A 15,566-nucleotide genomic window follows, 5' to 3' on the forward strand; every position below is an offset into this window, starting at 1 on the left:
TGGGGTCAGGACGCCCGCGCGCGGTCGAACCGCGCGGTGACGTCCGTCCAGTTCACCAACGACCAGAGCTTCTCCACGTAATCCGGGCGGACGTTGCGGTACTGGAGGTAGTAGGCGTGCTCCCAGGCGTCGAAGACCAGCACCGGCGTGGTGTTCATGCCGACGTTGCCGTGGTGGTCGTAGACCTGCTCGACGACCAGCCGCTTCCCGAGCGGCTCCCAGGCGAGCACGCCCCAGCCGGAGCCCTGGACGGTGGACGTCGCCGTGGTGAGCTGCTTCTGGAACGCCTCGAAGGTCCCGAAGTGCTCGTTGATCGCGGCGGCCAGCTCGCCGTCGGGACGGTCGCCGCCGTCCGGCGACAGGTTGTCCCAGAAGATCGAGTGCAGGACGTGGCCGGACAGGTTGAACGCGAACGTCTTCTCCAGGCCGACCAGGCCGCCGAACTGCTCCTTGTCGCGGGCGTCCGCGAGCTTCTCGAGGGTGTCGTTGGCGCCCTTGACGTAGGCGGCGTGGTGCTTGGAGTGGTGCAGCTCCAGGATCTCGCCGGTGATGGCGGGTTCGAGGGCGGCGTAGTCGTAGGGAAGGTCGGGAAGTGTGTAGTCGGCCATGACGCCACTATTGCAAAGTGATCGCAGTTACGTCCATCAAGCAACGCCCATGGCATCGCAAGAGCGAGGCCCGCTCCCGGACGTCCGGGAGCGGGCCTCGCTCTCGCTCTTGCTCGTCTGTTCGGTCACCGCCGTGCGGCGGGCGCCTCAGTGCCCTCGGGGACCACCGGCCCCACCCGGCCCGCGCCCGCCCCCGCCGCGGACCTTCGCCAGCAGGCGCTGGATCTTGGCCTTGTTGCGCGGGTCGCGCGCGGCACGCTGCACCTGCGAGCGCGCCTTCTGGCCCTGCGGGCTGCGCAGGAACTTCGTGATGCGGTCGATGAGAGGCATCGTCTTCCTCCTCGGCCTAGCTCTCGATGCTTCAACGAGTGCCCGCTCCGGAAAGTTCAGAACGCCTCGTCAAGAGTGACACTGCCCTCTACGCCGATCTGGTAAGCCGAAACCCGCCGCTCGAAGAAGTTCGACAGCTCCTGGACGTCCTGCAGCTCCATGAACGCGAACGGGTTCGCCGTCCCGTAGCGGGCGGGGATGCCGAGGCGGGCGAGCCGCTGGTCGGCGACGTACTCCAGGTAGCGGCGCATGTCGTCGGCGCTCATCCCCGGCAGGCCGTCGCCGCACAGGTCGCGGGCGAAGGCCAGTTCCGCCTCGACGGCCTCCTCCAGCATCCGGACGACCTGGGCGTGCATGTCGGCGTCGAACAGTTCGGGCTCCTCGGCCCGGACGGTGTCGACCACCGAGAACGCGAACTCCATGTGGGCGCTCTCGTCACGGAAGACCCAGTTCGTCCCGGACGCGAGTCCGTTCAGCAGCCCGCGCGACCGCAGCCAGTACACGTAGGCGAAGGCGCCGTAGAAGAACAGGCCCTCGATGCAGGCGGCGAAGCAGATCAGGTTGAGCAGGAACGCGCGGCGGTCGGCGGCGGTGCGCAGCTCGTCCAGGGCGCCGAGCGAGTCGATCCAGCGGAAGCAGAACTCGGCCTTGGCCCGGATGGACGGGATGTGCTCGATCGCCGCGAACGCCTTCACGCGCTCGTCGTGGTCGGGCAGGTAGGTGTCGAGGAGGGTCAGGTAGAACTGGACGTGCACGGCCTCCTCGAACAGCTGCCGCGACAGGTACAGCCGGGCCTCCGGCGCGTTCACGTGCTTGTACAGGTTCAGCACGAGGTTGTTCGCGACGATCGAGTCGCCGGTCGCGAAGAACGCGACGAGCCGGTTCACCAGGTGCAGCTCGGCCGGGGTGAGGCGGGCGAGGTCCGCCATGTCGGACGCGAGGTCGACCTCCTCGACCGTCCAGGTGTTGCGGATCGCGGCCCGGTAGCGCTCGTAGAAGTCCGGGTAGCGCATGGGGCGCAGGGTCAGGTCCATGCCCGGGTCGAGCAGCATCCCCCTGCGCTCGCCCGCCTGCGGGCCGGTGGTGGCGTGCGTTTCGGTGGTCACTGGCATGCCTCGCAGGTCTCCGGGTTCTCCAGGGAGCAGAGGTCGGCCGCCCCGGAGGCGGTCACGGTCGTCTGCGCGATGCGGGTCGCGGGACGGGACCGCAGGTAGTAGGTGGTCTTCAGGCCCTTGCGCCACGCGTAGGCGTACATCGACGACAGCTTCCCGATCGTCGGCGTCTCCATGAACAGGTTCAGCGACTGCGACTGGTCGATGTACGGGGTGCGGGCGGCGGCGAGGTCGATGAGGGCCTTCTGCGGGAGTTCCCACGCGGTGCGGTAGAGCGTCCGCATCTCTTCGGGCAGGTCGATGATGCCCTGGATGGACCCGTTCGCCCGCTTGATCGTCTCCCGGACCTCGGGCGTCCACAGCCCGAGGGACTTGAGGTCGTCCACCAGGTAGGCGTTGATCTGCAGGAACTCGCCGGAGAGGGTCTCGCGCTTGAACAGGTTGGACACCTGCGGCTCGATGCACTCGTAGCAGCCCGCGATGGACGCGATGGTGGCGGTGGGCGCGATCGCGATCAGCAGGGAGTTGCGGAGCCCGGTCTCGGCGACGCGGGCGCGCAGCGCCGCCCAGTCGTCCGGACGGGACGGCTCCGCGCCGGCGAACGCGTCCGGGTGCAGCCAGCCGCGGGCCGTCCGCGTCTCGTCGTAGGCGGGCAGCCGGCCGTGCTCCGCGGCGAGGTCGGCGGACGCGCCGTAGGCGGCGAGCGCGATCTCCTCGGCGATCCGGGTGGACAGCGCGCGGGCCTCCTCCGACTCGAACGGGAGCCGGAGGGTGAAGAACACGTCGGCGAGGCCCATCGCGCCGAGGCCGACGGGACGCCACTTGCGGTTCGCCGTCGCCGCCTCGGGCGTCGGGTAGAAGCCGCGGTCGATGGTGCGGTCGAGGAACCGGACGGCCGTGCGGACGGTCGCGCGCAGCCGCTCCCAGTCGACGCCGGTGTCGGTGACGTGCGCGGCGAGGTTCACCGAGCCGAGGTTGCAGACGGCCGCCTCACCGTCGCCGGTGACCTCGAGGATCTCGGTGCACAGGTTCGACAGGTGGACGGTCCGGCCCGGCAGCGCGGTCTGGTTGCAGGCGCGGTTCGCGGCGTCCTTGAACGTCATCCAGCCGTTGCCGGTCTCGGCGAGCGTCCGCATCATCCGCCCGTACAGCCGCCGGGCCGGGACCTGCCGGACGTACCCGCCCGCGGCCTCCGCGGCCCGGTAGGCGGCGTCGAACTCCTCGCCGTACAGGTCGGTGAGCTGCGGGACCTCCTTGGGGTCGAACAGCGACCACATCCCGTCGGACTCCACGCGGCGCATGAACTCGTCGGGGATCCAGTTGGCGAGGTTCAGGTTGTGGGTGCGGCGCGCGTCCTCACCGGTGTTGTCGCGCAGCTCGAGGAACTCCTCGACGTCGGCGTGCCACGGTTCGAGGTAGACGCAGGCCGCGCCCTTGCGGCGGCCGCCCTGGTTGACGGCGGCGACGGACGAGTCGAGGGTGCGCAGCCACGGGACGATCCCGTTCGAGTGGCCGTTGGTGCCGCGGATCAGCGAGCCGCGCGACCGGACGCGCGTCCACGAGATCCCGATGCCGCCCGCGTACTTGCTGAGCGCCGCGACCTGCCCGTACCGCTCGTAGATCGACTCCAGCTCGTCGCGCGGCGAGTCGAGCAGGAAGCAGGACGAGAGCTGGGGGCGGCGCGCGGCGGAGTTGAACAGCGTCGGCGAGCTGGGCAGGTACGACAGCGTGCCGAGCAGCGCGTACAGTTCGGCGGCCTCGGCGACCGTGTCGGACAGGCCGCACGCGACGCGCAGGAAGAAGTACTGCGGACGTTCGAGGACGAGCCGGCTCACCGGGTGGCGCAGCAGGTAGCGGTCGTAGACGGTGCGGAGCCCGAAGTACTCGAACCGGTCGTCGGCGGACGGGTCGACGAGCGCGTCCAGTTCGGCGGCGTGCGCGGCGACGAACGCGGCGGACTCGTCGCTCAGTAGGCCCTCGCGGTGCGCGGCGGCGACCGACTCGGCGAACGACCGCACCCCCGCGGCGGCGGCCTCGTCGGCGATCTTCGCGGTGAGCAGCCGCGCGGCGACCTTCGAGTAGCCCGGGTCGGCGGCGACGAGCGCGGCGGCCTCCCCGATCGCGAGGTCGCGCAGGCCCGGCACGTCCAGCCCGTCCCCGGAACGGACGGCCGCGAGGACGCGGCCGGGGTCGGCGTCCGGCACCCCCGCGCAGGCCCGCTCCACCTCGTCGGCGATGCTCGCCGCCGGTCCCGCCGGGCGGGCCAGTTGCTGTGTCACGTGCTCTCTCCCCTCGTGGTCGGCCTCCCGAGGGCGCACGAACGGGCGCGGCGGCATGCCGCGGCCGTCCGTCGGCCTGCCCGCGAGGCCCGGACGTATCGCGTACTGGCAGGTCTTCGGACTCGCGGCACCGCGCCTCCCGGAGGAGTTGCGCGACCTACTGGCCGTCGCTTCCCGGACCGTGGCTCGGTCCAGTGCTCTTGACGGCGGTCGTTCCAGCTCACCGCTGCGGGGCAGTCCCGGATTCGCACCGGGTTCCCTCTCGCGTCGCCCCCGCCGCGTGCGGCGGGGGCGAACCAGCACGGGACTCAGACCCTACATCTAGTTTGACCTTGGCGCATCAGCACCAGATGTTGGGCGTGTCGATGCCACGGGGGCAGATGCACGATCATCGCCCCAGGTGAGACGATGAACCCGTCATGCTCCCGTACGCACCGCATCCGCCGCTGCGCGCCGCGCGCGCGGTCGTCTTCGCGACCGTGTGCGTGACGTTGGCCACGGGCGGGCACGCGCTCGCGGCGGGGGCGGCCGTCCCCGGCTGGGCCGTCGGGACCGGGTTCGGCGGCGTCCTCGCCGTGACGCTGCTGCTCGCCGGGCACGAGCGGGCGCTGCCGACGATCGCGGGCGGGCTGGCCGGCGGGCAGTTCGCGCTGCACGCGCTGTTCGCGAAGGCGACCGGCGCCGCGGCCGGCGCCGGTGCCGCGCACGGGCACGCCGGGCATGTGGCGGGGGCCGCCGCGGGCCCGGACGCCGCGATCCTCTCCGGCGGCTGCGGCATGACGATCGCGCACGCGGGCGCCGCGCTGCTGGCCGCCTGCTGGCTGTGGCGCGGCGAGCGCGCCGCGTGGTCGCTCGCCCGCCGGCTCGCCGCGGCGGCCGACCGGCCGATCCGGACGCTGCTCGCTGCGCCGGCCGCCGCACCGGCCCCGCCGCGTACCCTCGTGGTACCCGCGCGGGCCGCCGTCCCGGCCGCCCGCCGCGCGCTCCGGCACCAGGTCGTCCGGCGGGGGCCGCCCGCCCGTTCGAGGGCGCTCGCCTGCCGCTGACGCGCGGCCGGACGGGCGCCGGACGCCACCGGACGCCGACCGGCGGTCCGGGTGCAGCAGCCCCATCCTCGAACGGAGTTCCCGACATGCCCGTCCTCCCGCACGCGCGGCGCGCGCTCGGAGCCGCGCTCGCGGCCGCGTCCGCGACCGTCCTCACGCTCGCGGCGGCGCTGGCGTTCGCCGCCCCCGCGTCCGCGCACACCGCCCTCACCGGGTCGAACCCCGAAGAGGGCGCGACCGTCGCGCCGCCGTCGGAGATCGTCCTGGAGTTCGCCTCCGAGGTGAAGCTGCCGCAGGTCGTCGTGACGGACGAGTCGGACGCGCGGCACGAGCTCGGCGAGCCGGAGACCGCCGGCAACGACGTCACGCAGGCGCTGAAGGCGCCGCTGCCGAACGGCGGCTACACGGTGGGCTGGCGCGCGGTGTCGCCCGACGGGCACCCGATCTCGGGCACGTTCGAGTTCACCGTCGAGGGCGCGACGTCCGCCGCGCCGTCGTCGCCCGCGCAGTCCTCGGCGGGCGCGCCCCCGGCCCCGGCGGCGTCGCAGGCCGGGTCGCCCGCGGCGGCGGCCGAGCCGGCGTCCGAGTCGGAGGGCACGTCCGCGGGCTGGCTGTGGATCGGTCTCGGCGCCCTCGTCGTCGTCCTCGCCGCCGGCGGCGCCGTCTGGTTCCGCCGCTCGAAGGGGGCCGGCGCGCAGAGCTGACCCCGCCCCCGGCTCCGGCCCGCCCGTGGACGACGGGATCGGCGATCGGCCGCCGTCGGCGGCGCCGCCGGAGTGACCCGGGAAAGTGCCCCTGACGGCGCCGCGGGGGCGTGGCGCGGCCGCCGTTCCGCCCGTCAGCGCACGGGCGCGACCCGCTTGGCGTACGACGTGACCGGGACGGTCTCGACGCGCTCGACGCCGTCGAGGGCGCCGATCCGGTCGCTGAGGTAGGCGTAGAGGGCGTCGTCGTCCCGGCACACGGCGATGACGAGCAGGTTGTGCGGGCCCGTGGTCGCGCCGACGAACGCCGCTTCGGCGTCCGCCGCCAGGCTTTCCGCGACCGCCGCGAGCCGGGCCGGTACGACCGTGAGCCACAGCAGGCACTGGACGGCGAAGCCGAACAGCGCCGGGTCGGTCTCGACGTCGAACCGGAGCGTGCGGGACCGGCGCAGTTCGTCCATCCGCCGCCGGACCGCCGACTCCGACCAGCCCGCCCGCCGGGCGAGGACCGGGTACGCGGCCCGCCCGTCCAGCGCGAGGACCGGCAGCAGCCGCCGGTCGAGGTCGGTCAGCGCGGCCGGGGCGGCGTCGCCGTGGACGGGCGGGCGCAGTGCGGCCTCCTCCTCGCCGGTGAGGGCGGACGTCCGGCCGCGCCAGCGGTGGTCCATGAGGTGCCGCAGCAGCCGGTGCGCCGTCACGTCCCCGACGTGCGGGGACCGCGCCGGCACGCGCAGCGGCGCCGGGTCCGCGGCGGCCGCGCGGACGATGCAGACGACCTCCGTGCCGCCCGACAGCACCGTCACCCACCGGGTGTCGGACCGGCCCGCGAGCGCGCGGGCGACGGGCGCGGCGGCGTCCGGGGAGACCCGCGCGCGGACGAGCCACTCGGCGCGGCCGGGAACGTTGATCGCCGCCGTGACGCGGGCGGCCCCGGCGCCGCGGAGCCGGGCGAGGCGGCGGGCGACGGTCCGGTCGGAGACGTCGAGCACCTCGGCGATCCGGCTGAACGGGGCGCGCCCGTCGAGGTGGAGGGCATGGAGCAGCCGCCGGTCGAGGTCGTCGAGCGTGACGGAATCCACCCGATCAGGCTAGCCCGATGTCGGATCGCGGCGTTCGTCCGGTGTTCCGGGGTGCGCGGGGGCCGGGCGCCGCACGATCGTCCCCATGACGAGCGACATCCACGGCCTGCACCACACCGGCCTCCTGACCCGCGACCTGGACGCCCTCGAGCGCGCCTATCTCTCGTTCGGCTTCACGCTCAGCCCGCGGTCGCGGCACCTGCTGAACACCGCTCCCGGCGAGCCGCCGGTGCCGGGGTGCACCGCGAACCGGTGCGCCCTGTTCGGCGACGCCTACATCGAACTGCTCGGCATCGTCGACGACGCCGCGCCCGACCCGTGGCACACCCGCGCGATGGCCAACGGGTTCCGGCTGCTCAACCTGGAGACCGGCGACGCCGCCGCGGCCGACGGGCTGCTCACCGGGGCCGGGCTGCACACCTCGGGCGTCCTCGACCTCGAACGCGACGTCGACACCGAGGACGGGACGCGCACCATGCGGGCCCGCGCCGTCCACCTCGACCCCCGCGCGACGCCGGAGGGGCACGTCGGGATCGCGCAGCACCTCACCCGCGAGTACGTGCACCAGCCGCGGTACCTCGACCACCCGAACGGCGCGCGGGCGCTGGAGGCGGTGCTGATCGTGGCCGACGCCCCGGTGTTCGACGAGGTCACCGCCCGGTACGCGGCCGTCCTCGGCGCCGTGCCCCGGCCGCGCGGGCCGGTGTCGGTCCTGGACGCGGGCGCCGCGCGGGTGGAGATCGTCCGGGCCTCGGACGCGGGCGGGGTGCTGCCCGGCGAGCCCGTCCCGGCGCCCTCGTACCTGGCCGCGATGACCGTCCGGGTCGCGGACGTCGCCGCCGCCCGCCGGATCGTCGAGGACGGCGGCACCGCGACGCGGACGGCCGGCGACGGGTTCTTCGTCTCGGCCCGCGACGCCCACGGCGCGACCCTCTTCTTCGCATGATCGCCGAAACCGGTGCGGGACGGGTCCGGGGCGTCGCCGCGCCCGGCGGCGTCACCGCCTTCCTCGGCGTCCCGTACGCGCGCGCCGGACGGTTCGCGGTGCCCGGCCCCGCCCGTCCGTGGACCGGCGTGCGGGACGCCGCCGCGCCCGGCCCGGCCGCACCGCAGACCGCGTCCCGGCTGGAGCGGTTCCAGCTCGTCGCCGACGGCGTGCTGGTGCCGCCCGACCCGGTGGCGGTGGCGGGGGCGTGCGGGGCGGACGTCCTCGCGGGCGTCACCGGGGACGAGGCGGCGGCGTTCCTCGCGGGCGACGAGCGGGTGCGGGCGCTCGGCCCGGACGACCTGGCGGGCGTCGCCGCCGCCTGGTTCGGCGATCCCGGGCGGGCGGCGCCGGACGGCCGGACCGCCGAACGGATCGCCGTCGACATGTCCACCGACCACATGTTCCGCGAGCCGCTGGCCCGGCTGGCGCGATCGCTCACCGAGCACGGGGCTCCGCCGTGGGAGTACCGGTTCGACTGGCACCCGGCGGGCGGCCCGTTCGGCGCGTGCCACTGCATCGAGCTGCCGTTCGTCCTCGGCACCGCCGCCGCGTGGCGGGACGCGCCGATGCTCGCGGGCGAGCGGCCCGCCGCGCTCGTCGACCGGACACGCCGCGCGTGGGCGGGGTTCGTCCGGGACGGCGATCCCGGCTGGGCGCGGGGCACGGCCCGGCGCTTCACCGGTTGACCAGGGTCCCCCTCGAGAAAGGAAAGACGATGTTCGGCACCCTGATGCTCCTGCTGGGCCCGTGGACGGGCTTCCGGCTGCTGGGCGCGCTCGGCGTCGCCCGGTTCGCGTCGTGGCGGGCGAGCGGGGCGCACGGCCTGGCCGTGATGCTGCTGTTCACCGGCGCGGCGCACTTCGCCCCCGACGGCCTGTCGATGATGCCGGGCCACGCGGACCTGGTCGCGATGGTGCCGCCGTTCGTGCCGTTCCCCGGGTTCATGGTGTACGCGACGGGCGTGCTCGAACTCGGGGGCGCGCTGGCGCTCGTCCCGGTGCGGAGCCGCCGCGCCGCCGGGGCCGGGCTCGCGGTCCTGTTCGTCCTGATGTTGCCGGCGAACGTGTACGCGGCGCTGGAGGACGTGCCGCTCGGCGACGACCCGGCGACGCCGCTGTGGTTCCGGATTCCCGAACAGGTCCTTTTCGTCGCGGTGGCCCTGTGGGCGTCCGCGCGTCCCGCCGCGGACCGTCCGGACGTCCGGGAGGGCGTCGGCCATTGACCAGAAAGCACTAGTCGACTAACAATTACTACTCGACTAGTGCTTGGAGGTGTCTCATGGCGGTGTGGCTGGCGCGGCTGGGGCGGTGGTGCTTCCGGCGGCGGTGGGCGGTGACGCTGGTGTGGGTCGGGCTGCTCGCGGCGTGCGGGGCGGGCGCGGCGACGCTGTCGGGGCCGACGGAGGACGCGTTCTCGGTGCCGGGGACCGAGGCGCAGCGGGCGAACGACCTGGTCGTGGAGCGGTTCCCGGAGGCCGCGGGCGGCGCGCGGGCCCGGGTCGTCATCGCGGGGGCCCCGGACGAGCGCGAGCTGCGGGCCGCCGTGCGGCGGATCGGGGACGTGCCGAAGGTCGCCGGGGTCGCGGCACCGGCCGTCTCGCCGGACGGACGGGTCGCGCTGCTCGAGGTCGGGTACGGGGTGCCGGCGGACGAGCTGACGGCGGCGGACCGCGCGGCGCTGCGGGACGCGGCCGAGGGCGCGGGGCTCCGGGTCGAGCTGAGCGGGGACGCGGTGGCGCCGCCGGCGGAGGGCGCCGGGGAGCTGGCGGGCGTCGTGGTCGCGGCGATCGTGCTGACGGTGACGCTCGGGTCGCTGACGGCGGCCGGGCTGCCGCTGCTGTCGGCGATCGTCGGGATCGGCACCGGGCTATCGGTGCTCGGCGCGGTGTCGGGCTTCACGACGCTCAACTCCGACACTCCGGCGCTCGCGCTGATGCTCGGGCTCGCGGTGGCGATCGACTACGCGCTGTTCGTCATCTCCCGGTACCGGGACGAGGTGCGGGGCGGCCGGGAGCCGGCGGAGGCGGCCGGGCACGCGGTCGGGACGGCCGGGACGGCGGTGGTGTTCGCGGGGGCGACGGTCGTGATCGCGCTGGCGGGGCTCGCGGTGGTGGGGATCCCGGTGCTGACGGAGCTGGGGCTCGCGGCGGCCGGGACCGTGGCGGTGTCGGTGCTGGTCGCGCTGACGCTGCTGCCCGCGCTGATCGGGTTCGCCGGACGCCGGGTGCTCGGGCGGCGCGCGGCACCGTCCGGCGGGCGGACCGGGGGCGCGGGCCGCTGGGCACGGTTCGTCACGGCGCACCCGCTGCCGGTGCTGGCCGCCGCCGTCGGGGTGCTGGCGGTCGCGGCCGTCCCGGCGCTCGACCTGCGGCTGGGGCTGCCCGACGACGGCACGGCACCGGCGGAGACGACGCAGCGGCAGGCGTACGACCTGGTCGCGGACGCGTTCGGGCCCGGCTTCAACGGCCCGCTCACGCTGGTCGTGCGGGACGCGGACGCCCGTGCGGCCGCCGGGCGGGTCGCGGGCACGGTGGAGCCGCTCGGTGTCGCGGCCGTGCGGACGGTCGCGGTCGACGCGGCGGGACGGACGGCGCTCGTCGAGGTGGTGCCGGACAGCGGGCCGACGAGCGAGGCGACCGGGGAGCTGATCGAGGAGATCCGGGACCGGACGGGCCCGGAGGTCGCGGTCACCGGACCGACGGCGATCGACGTCGACACCTCGCGCAAGCTGGCGGGCGCGATGACCGGCTACCTGGCCCTCATCGTGGGGCTCGCGTTCCTGCTGCTCACGGTGGTGTTCCGGTCGATCGTGGTGCCGCTGAAGGCGACCGCCGGGTTCCTGCTGAGCGTCGCGGCGACGTTCGGCGCGGTCGTCGCGGTGTTCCAGTGGGGCTGGCTGGACGGCGTCGGCGTGCACGCGTCGGGCATCATCGTGAACCTGCTGCCGGTGATGTTGATCGGCATGGTGTTCGGGCTGGCGATGGACTACCAGGTCTTCCTCGTCACCCGGATGCGCGAGGAGCACGCGCGGGGCGCGGACCCGGTCGAGGCGGTCGTCACGGGGCTGGCGCACGGGTCGCGGGTGGTGACGGCGGCGGCGCTCATCATGATCAGCGTGTTCGGCGGGTTCGTCCTGTCGGACCTGCCGATGCTGCAGTCGTTCGGGTTCGCGCTGGCCGCCGCGGTGTTCTTCGACGCGTTCGTGGTGCGGATGACGATCGTCCCGGCGGTGATGGCGCTGCTCGGCGGCGCGGTGTGGCGGCTGCCCCGGTGGCTGGACCGCGTCCTGCCGCGGGTGGACGTCGAGGGCCGCGGGCTCGCGCCCGGCCCGGCGGACGCGCGGGAGGTGAGCCGGTCGGGCGCGCAGTAGGCTCCTGCCCGGAGGCACGGACGGGAGGTGCGCGGTGGCGCCGGGGCTGCGGGAACGGAAGAAGGCCCGGACGCGGGCGCTGATCCAGGCGACGGCGCTGCGGCTGTTCCGGGAGCACGGGTACGAGGCGACCACGGTCGAGCGGATCGCGCGGGAGGCGGAGGTCGCGCACACCACGGTGTTCCGCTATTTCCCGACGAAAGAGGATCTGGTCGTCAGCGACGACTACGATCCGGTCCTGTTCGAGGCGCTGCGGGCCCGCCCGGCGGACGTCCCGCCGCTGCGGGCGCTGCGCGAGGCGATGCGCGCGACCCTCGAGGGCCTCCCGGCGGACGATCTCGCCGCCGCACGGGACCGGGCCGTCCTGATCCTGGACGTCCCCGCGCTGCGCGGCGCGGCCTTCGGCAACATGCTCGCCACGATGCGGGCGCTCGGCGGCGTGCTCGCCGAACGGACCGGCCGCGCCCCGGACGACCCGGCCGTCCGGACGCTCACGGGCGCGGTGTTCGGGGTGTTCCTCGAGTTGATGGTCCGGTGGGTCGAGGACCCGTCGGTTCACCTCCCGGACGCCGTGGACGAGGCGCTCGCGGCGCTGGAATCGGGCCTGGCCGGCTGACCGGTCAGGGGATCGGCTCGACCCGGACGTCGGGGACGCCGGCGTACTCCGCGGGCGCGGCGGTGAGGATCGGCCAGCGGCGCCAGCGCGCCGACCAGGCGGCCTGCGCGATGTCGAGCCGCAGGTCGGGCGCCGCGGCGACGAGCCGTCCGGTCTGCTTCGCGATGACGTCGTCGAGGTCGTCGACCTGGACGACCTGCATGGCGGGGAGGCGCTCCAGGACGGTGCGGCCCCGGTCGGGGACGAGCTGCCACGCGCGGGCGAGCGCGGCGGCGGGGATCACGACGGTCGCGTGCTGGGCGATCGACGCGCGCAGCCGGGCCCGCACGTAGATCGTCTTGCCGGTGGCCAGGTCCAGGAGGGCGGTCGCGTCGAAGACCTGACCGGTGATCACTGGCCGTGCCGGTGGTACTGCGCGCCTTCGTCGACCAGATGGTCGATCATGGCCTGCTCGTCCGGGGTCGGCGGGCCGAACAGCTCGTCGACGGTCGCGGCGTCCCGCAGGTAGGACAGCTTGAGCCGGGCGCCGTCGGCGAGGAACCCGGACACCGAGGCGATCTTCTTGTCCTCGGCGAGCCCCTGGAGCGTGGCGGCCAGCTCATCGGGGAGCGTGATGTTGAGACGCGCCATGCCCACACGATACACACTCGTGACCGCCGGAGTGTGTATACCTCAGGACCAGTGCACCGCGCTCGCGTGCGCGCGCCGGAGCGGACGGGCGAAGGCGCCGAGGAGGATCACGCAGGCGATCGCGGCGATCGTCCAGGGGGCGGGCAGTTCGAGCAGCTTGGTACCGATCAGCAGCGGCAGGTAGGCCGCGAACCAGAGCGCCACCACCGCGAGGGTGAACCCCGTCTCGCCGGCGGTGGGCTTCCTGCGCACCGGGGCGCGCCGCTGGGCCACGAAGATCGTCGCGAGGATCACGGCGCACCCGGCGGGCGCCAGGAAGCGGCGCCAGGGTTCGGGGGCGTCGAACGCGGCGAAGCAGGCGATCAGGCCGGCGATCCCCGCCACGCTCTGCGGCCACCGGTATCCCTGGCGGATGTACTCCTCGCGGGTCCGGTGCTGGAGGCGGTGGACGTCCCGCAGCGCGGCCATCGCCCGGTCGGGATCGTTCGGGTCGGGGTCGTTCGGGTCGGGGCCGTTCGGGTCGGAAGCATTCGGGTCGGGGGCGTTCGGGTCGGGGGCGGTCATGTGGCCTCCTCTCGGTCGGGGGCGGGGCGGGCGGCGGCGACGATGCGCTCCAGCGCGGCGGCGTGCCGCGCGAAGGCCGCGCGGCCCTCCAGGGTGAGCCGGACGTGCGTGCGCCGCACCCCGCCGTCCCGTCCCTTCTTCACGGTGACGTAGCCGGCGTTCGCCAGCGCGGTGAGCTGCTTGGACAGGGCCGAGTCGCTAGTACCGACGGCGTCGCGGACGAACGCGAACTCGACCCAGTCGGCGGGCGCGAGCAGCGCGACGACCGACAGCCGGGCCGGCACGTGCAGGAACTCGTCGAAGCCGTCCATCAGGTGCGCCGGACGAGCGTCCCGAAGAGCCGCCGGGAGGGCCCCGCGACGGCCAGGAAGAGCAGGGCGAGCGCGGCCGCGGCGAACGTCCGGGGGGCGGGCAGGCCGAACGACAGGACCCCGAGCGAGGCGACGATGTTGAAGGCGACGTACGCGGCGATCAGTGCGGCGGCCGCCCCGAACACGTACATCCCCTCGGCGGCGTTCGCCTTCCGCCTGACGGCGGCCCGGCGGCGCTGCATGACCGCGCCGCCGACCAGGAGGCCCTCCCCCAGCAGGAAAACGACGGTGTTCCACGGCGACGGCAGGTCGCTCGATGCGAGGGCGACGAAGATCCCGAACGCGGTCAGCAGCAGGTAGGGGCGGGCGAAGTGGTTCCGGACGTACTCGTCGCGCGTCCGCTCCTGCATGCGCTGCACGTCGGCGAGCGCGGCCCGGGCGTCGTTGGCGTTCATGTGCCTCCTCACTTACTTTCCTATGGGGAAAGTAGCACGTACTTTCCTATGAGGAAAGTCGCGGGCGAGGAGCGGGAGGGCGGCGAGCGTCGCGACCGCGCCGATCGCGAACGCGCCGCGCAGGCCGCCGAGCGTGTAGCCCGAGAGGGCCCAGGCCGCGGTGGCGAGCGCCGGGCCGAGCGAGAAGCCGAGCTGGCGGGCGAGGCTCTGCGCGGCCCCCGCACTGCCCTGCAGCTCGGGCGGGACACCGGACATGATCGTCGCGAAGCAGGGCCCGGCGAACAGGCCGGTGCCGAGCCCGATCAGGGCCAGCCGCCAGCTCAGCTCCGCCGGGTGCCAGCCGTCGCCCGCGAACACCAGCAGCGACCCGCCGAGCCCGGCGACCGCGAGCCCGAGGACGGACGTACGCACCGTCCCCCATCGGTCACCGAGGAGCCCGCCGACCGGCCCGCCGAGCACCATCGCGACCGGCATCGCGAGGATCGCGGCGGCCGCGCCCAGCGGGGACAGCCCCAGCGTCTCCTGAAGGTAGAAGGGCGCGAGGAACTCGACCAGCGAGATCGCGAGGGCGTTCAGCAGCACCGCCGCGACCGGCCCGGACGCCGGGGTCCGGACGAGCGCGCGGACCGGCCCGCTCGCGGACGTCCGCCACCACGCGGCCAGGACCGGGACGGCGGCCGGTGCGAGCGCGAGCCACCCGAGGCCGTGGGTCGCGGTGAACGACAGCGACAGCAGCAGCGCGGTCGCCGCGGCCCCCAGCAGGAGCGTCTCCCCCGCGAACGCGCGGTCGGGCGGCCGCAGGGCGTCCGGCGGCAGCGTGCGGAGCGCGATCGCGACGACCAGGACGGCGACCGGCACGTTGATGTAGAAGATCCAGGGCCACCCCCAGAACTCGGTGATGACGCCGCCGAGCGGGGGCCCGCTGACGGCGCCGAGCGGTCCCAGCGTCATGACGAGCGCGCTCGCGCGTCCGGCCACGTCCGGCGGGACGGACCGCACCACCACCATCGGGATCACCGCGAACAGCAGCCCGGCGAACGCGCCCTGCACGAGCCGCGCCCCGACCAGCCACGCGAGGCCGGGCGCGAGGCCCGCGGCGACGCTCGCGAGCGCGAACCCCGCGACGGCGAGCAGCAGCGCGGCGCGCGGGCCCGTCCGGTCGAGCCACCGTCCCGCGGGCAGGGTGAGCGCGATCAGCGGGAGCAGGTAGCCGAGGACGACCCATTCGGTGGCGGCCGTCGCGACGCCGAAGTCCCGTTCGAGCTCGGGCAGCGCGACGGCGACGATGCTCGTGTCGAGCGTGGCCATGAAGATGACCAGGCCGCACCCCACGACCGGCCACCAGTGATTCCTTCCGGGCACCGACCGACCTCCATAACTGCACATCGTGTGCACTTCCAAAAAGTACACACGATGTGTAGTTATGGGCAAGCGCGGACCTTGGGACGATGGAGGGGTGACTGGGACGATGGAAA

Annotated in this window: 18 protein-coding genes and 1 riboswitch; of the genes, 7 read left to right on the forward strand and 11 right to left on the reverse strand. The window is 74.6% G+C overall.

Annotated features, from left to right (window positions below; all coding sequences use genetic code 11):
* Window positions 1–5 precede the first annotated feature (5 nt).
* The 4 genes from F7P10_RS17760 to F7P10_RS17775 form a co-directional block, all read right to left on the reverse strand.
* A complete protein-coding gene (locus F7P10_RS17760) occupies window positions 6–608 on the reverse strand; it encodes a superoxide dismutase (RefSeq protein WP_151010355.1) in 603 nt (200 codons plus the stop codon).
* 147 nt (window positions 609–755) lie between these two features.
* Entirely contained in the window at window positions 756–938 is a 183-nt protein-coding gene (locus tag F7P10_RS17765) for a hypothetical protein (RefSeq protein WP_151010356.1), read from the reverse strand.
* 56 nt (window positions 939–994) lie between these two features.
* Complete coding sequence (locus F7P10_RS17770) at window positions 995–2,044, reverse strand: ribonucleotide-diphosphate reductase subunit beta (RefSeq protein ID WP_254716671.1); 1,050 nt, start codon at window positions 2,042–2,044, stop codon at window positions 995–997.
* Window positions 2,041–4,329, reverse strand: a complete 2,289-nt coding sequence (locus F7P10_RS17775; RefSeq protein WP_218040554.1) for a ribonucleoside-diphosphate reductase subunit alpha — start codon at window positions 4,327–4,329, stop codon at window positions 2,041–2,043. The genes F7P10_RS17770 and F7P10_RS17775 overlap by 4 nt, the downstream gene beginning before the upstream one ends.
* Window positions 4,330–4,418: 89 nt before the next feature.
* Window positions 4,419–4,645: riboswitch (cobalamin riboswitch) on the reverse strand.
* Between the two features lie 103 nt (window positions 4,646–4,748).
* Here F7P10_RS17775 and F7P10_RS17780 point away from each other — a divergent pair.
* Together F7P10_RS17780 and F7P10_RS17785 are read left to right on the forward strand one after the other, a co-directional pair.
* The gene (locus F7P10_RS17780) at window positions 4,749–5,375 is read left to right on the forward strand and encodes a hypothetical protein (RefSeq protein WP_151010358.1); all 627 of its coding nucleotides are present in this window, start codon (window positions 4,749–4,751) and stop codon (window positions 5,373–5,375) included.
* Between the two features lie 86 nt (window positions 5,376–5,461).
* The gene (locus F7P10_RS17785) at window positions 5,462–6,079 is read left to right on the forward strand and encodes a copper resistance CopC family protein (RefSeq protein ID WP_151010359.1); all 618 of its coding nucleotides are present in this window, start codon (window positions 5,462–5,464) and stop codon (window positions 6,077–6,079) included.
* 134 nt (window positions 6,080–6,213) lie between these two features.
* Here F7P10_RS17785 and F7P10_RS17790 read toward each other — a convergent pair whose 3' ends face one another.
* Entirely contained in the window at window positions 6,214–7,158 is a 945-nt protein-coding gene (locus F7P10_RS17790) for an Lrp/AsnC family transcriptional regulator (RefSeq protein ID WP_151010360.1), read from the reverse strand.
* Between the two features lie 85 nt (window positions 7,159–7,243).
* Between F7P10_RS17790 and F7P10_RS17795 the strand changes: the two genes are divergently transcribed.
* The 5 genes from F7P10_RS17795 to F7P10_RS17815 are packed head-to-tail and all read left to right on the forward strand — an operon-like array spanning window position 7,244 to window position 12,131.
* Window positions 7,244–8,104, forward strand: coding sequence for a VOC family protein (locus F7P10_RS17795; protein ID WP_151010361.1), 861 nt, complete (start codon window positions 7,244–7,246; stop codon window positions 8,102–8,104).
* The gene (locus tag F7P10_RS17800; protein WP_151010362.1) at window positions 8,101–8,832 is read left to right on the forward strand and encodes a carboxylesterase family protein; all 732 of its coding nucleotides are present in this window, start codon (window positions 8,101–8,103) and stop codon (window positions 8,830–8,832) included. Before F7P10_RS17795 ends, F7P10_RS17800 begins: the two co-directional genes overlap by 4 nt.
* A 29-nt stretch (window positions 8,833–8,861) precedes the next feature.
* Window positions 8,862–9,368 (forward strand): hypothetical protein, encoded by a 507-nt coding sequence (locus F7P10_RS17805; RefSeq protein ID WP_151010363.1) that lies wholly within the window; start codon window positions 8,862–8,864, stop codon window positions 9,366–9,368.
* A gap of 56 nt (window positions 9,369–9,424) precedes the next feature.
* The gene (locus tag F7P10_RS17810) at window positions 9,425–11,515 is read left to right on the forward strand and encodes an MMPL family transporter (protein ID WP_151010364.1); all 2,091 of its coding nucleotides are present in this window, start codon (window positions 9,425–9,427) and stop codon (window positions 11,513–11,515) included.
* Between the two features lie 34 nt (window positions 11,516–11,549).
* Entirely contained in the window at window positions 11,550–12,131 is a 582-nt protein-coding gene (locus tag F7P10_RS17815; RefSeq protein WP_218040555.1) for a TetR family transcriptional regulator, read from the forward strand.
* 4 nt (window positions 12,132–12,135) lie between these two features.
* Here F7P10_RS17815 and F7P10_RS17820 read toward each other — a convergent pair whose 3' ends face one another.
* Genes F7P10_RS17820 through F7P10_RS17840 form a run of 6 tightly spaced genes read right to left on the reverse strand, consistent with a single transcriptional unit; the run spans window position 12,136 to window position 15,453 of the window.
* Window positions 12,136–12,525: a hypothetical protein gene (locus tag F7P10_RS17820; RefSeq protein WP_151010366.1), complete on the reverse strand. Its 390-nt coding sequence runs from the start codon at window positions 12,523–12,525 to the stop codon at window positions 12,136–12,138.
* On the reverse strand, window positions 12,522–12,761 hold the full coding sequence (locus F7P10_RS17825) for a ribbon-helix-helix domain-containing protein (protein WP_151010367.1): 240 nt from the start codon (window positions 12,759–12,761) through the stop codon (window positions 12,522–12,524). The genes F7P10_RS17820 and F7P10_RS17825 overlap by 4 nt, the downstream gene beginning before the upstream one ends.
* A 42-nt stretch (window positions 12,762–12,803) precedes the next feature.
* Window positions 12,804–13,325 carry a hypothetical protein gene (locus F7P10_RS17830; protein ID WP_151010368.1) on the reverse strand — a complete coding sequence of 174 codons (522 nt, stop codon included), beginning with the start codon at window positions 13,323–13,325 and terminating at the stop codon, window positions 12,804–12,806.
* The gene (locus F7P10_RS17835) at window positions 13,322–13,636 is read right to left on the reverse strand and encodes a transcriptional regulator (RefSeq protein WP_218040556.1); all 315 of its coding nucleotides are present in this window, start codon (window positions 13,634–13,636) and stop codon (window positions 13,322–13,324) included. The genes F7P10_RS17830 and F7P10_RS17835 overlap by 4 nt, the downstream gene beginning before the upstream one ends.
* A complete protein-coding gene (locus F7P10_RS42405; protein WP_176611519.1) occupies window positions 13,636–14,091 on the reverse strand; it encodes a hypothetical protein in 456 nt (151 codons plus the stop codon). Before F7P10_RS42405 ends, F7P10_RS17835 begins: the two co-directional genes overlap by 1 nt.
* Before the next feature lie 12 nt (window positions 14,092–14,103).
* Entirely contained in the window at window positions 14,104–15,453 is a 1,350-nt protein-coding gene (locus tag F7P10_RS17840; protein WP_176611520.1) for an MFS transporter, read from the reverse strand.
* Window positions 15,454–15,566: the final 113 nt, after the last annotated feature.

The sequence above is a fragment of the Actinomadura sp. WMMB 499 genome (assembly GCF_008824145.1).
GTDB lineage: Bacteria > Actinomycetota > Actinomycetes > Streptosporangiales > Streptosporangiaceae > Spirillospora.

What these genes read in the sequence shown, in the direction of transcription:
- F7P10_RS17760 (WP_151010355.1), bottom strand. Translation starts at nt 608, where the DNA reads ATGGCCGACTACACACTTCCCGACCTTCCCTACGACTACGCCGCCCTC.
- F7P10_RS17765 (WP_151010356.1), bottom strand. Translation starts at nt 938, where the DNA reads ATGCCTCTCATCGACCGCATCACGAAGTTCCTGCGCAGCCCGCAGGGC.
- F7P10_RS17780 (WP_151010358.1), top strand. Translation starts at nt 4,749, where the DNA reads ATGCTCCCGTACGCACCGCATCCGCCGCTGCGCGCCGCGCGCGCGGTC.
- F7P10_RS17785 (WP_151010359.1), top strand. Translation starts at nt 5,462, where the DNA reads ATGCCCGTCCTCCCGCACGCGCGGCGCGCGCTCGGAGCCGCGCTCGCG.
- F7P10_RS17795 (WP_151010361.1), top strand. Translation starts at nt 7,244, where the DNA reads ATGACGAGCGACATCCACGGCCTGCACCACACCGGCCTCCTGACCCGC.
- F7P10_RS17800 (WP_151010362.1), top strand. Translation starts at nt 8,101, where the DNA reads ATGATCGCCGAAACCGGTGCGGGACGGGTCCGGGGCGTCGCCGCGCCC.
- F7P10_RS17805 (WP_151010363.1), top strand. Translation starts at nt 8,862, where the DNA reads ATGTTCGGCACCCTGATGCTCCTGCTGGGCCCGTGGACGGGCTTCCGG.
- F7P10_RS17810 (WP_151010364.1), top strand. Translation starts at nt 9,425, where the DNA reads ATGGCGGTGTGGCTGGCGCGGCTGGGGCGGTGGTGCTTCCGGCGGCGG.
- F7P10_RS17825 (WP_151010367.1), bottom strand. Translation starts at nt 12,761, where the DNA reads ATGGCGCGTCTCAACATCACGCTCCCCGATGAGCTGGCCGCCACGCTC.
- F7P10_RS17830 (WP_151010368.1), bottom strand. Translation starts at nt 13,325, where the DNA reads ATGACCGCCCCCGACCCGAACGCCCCCGACCCGAATGCTTCCGACCCG.
- F7P10_RS17835 (WP_218040556.1), bottom strand. Translation starts at nt 13,636, where the DNA reads ATGGACGGCTTCGACGAGTTCCTGCACGTGCCGGCCCGGCTGTCGGTC.
- F7P10_RS42405 (WP_176611519.1), bottom strand. Translation starts at nt 14,091, where the DNA reads ATGAACGCCAACGACGCCCGGGCCGCGCTCGCCGACGTGCAGCGCATG.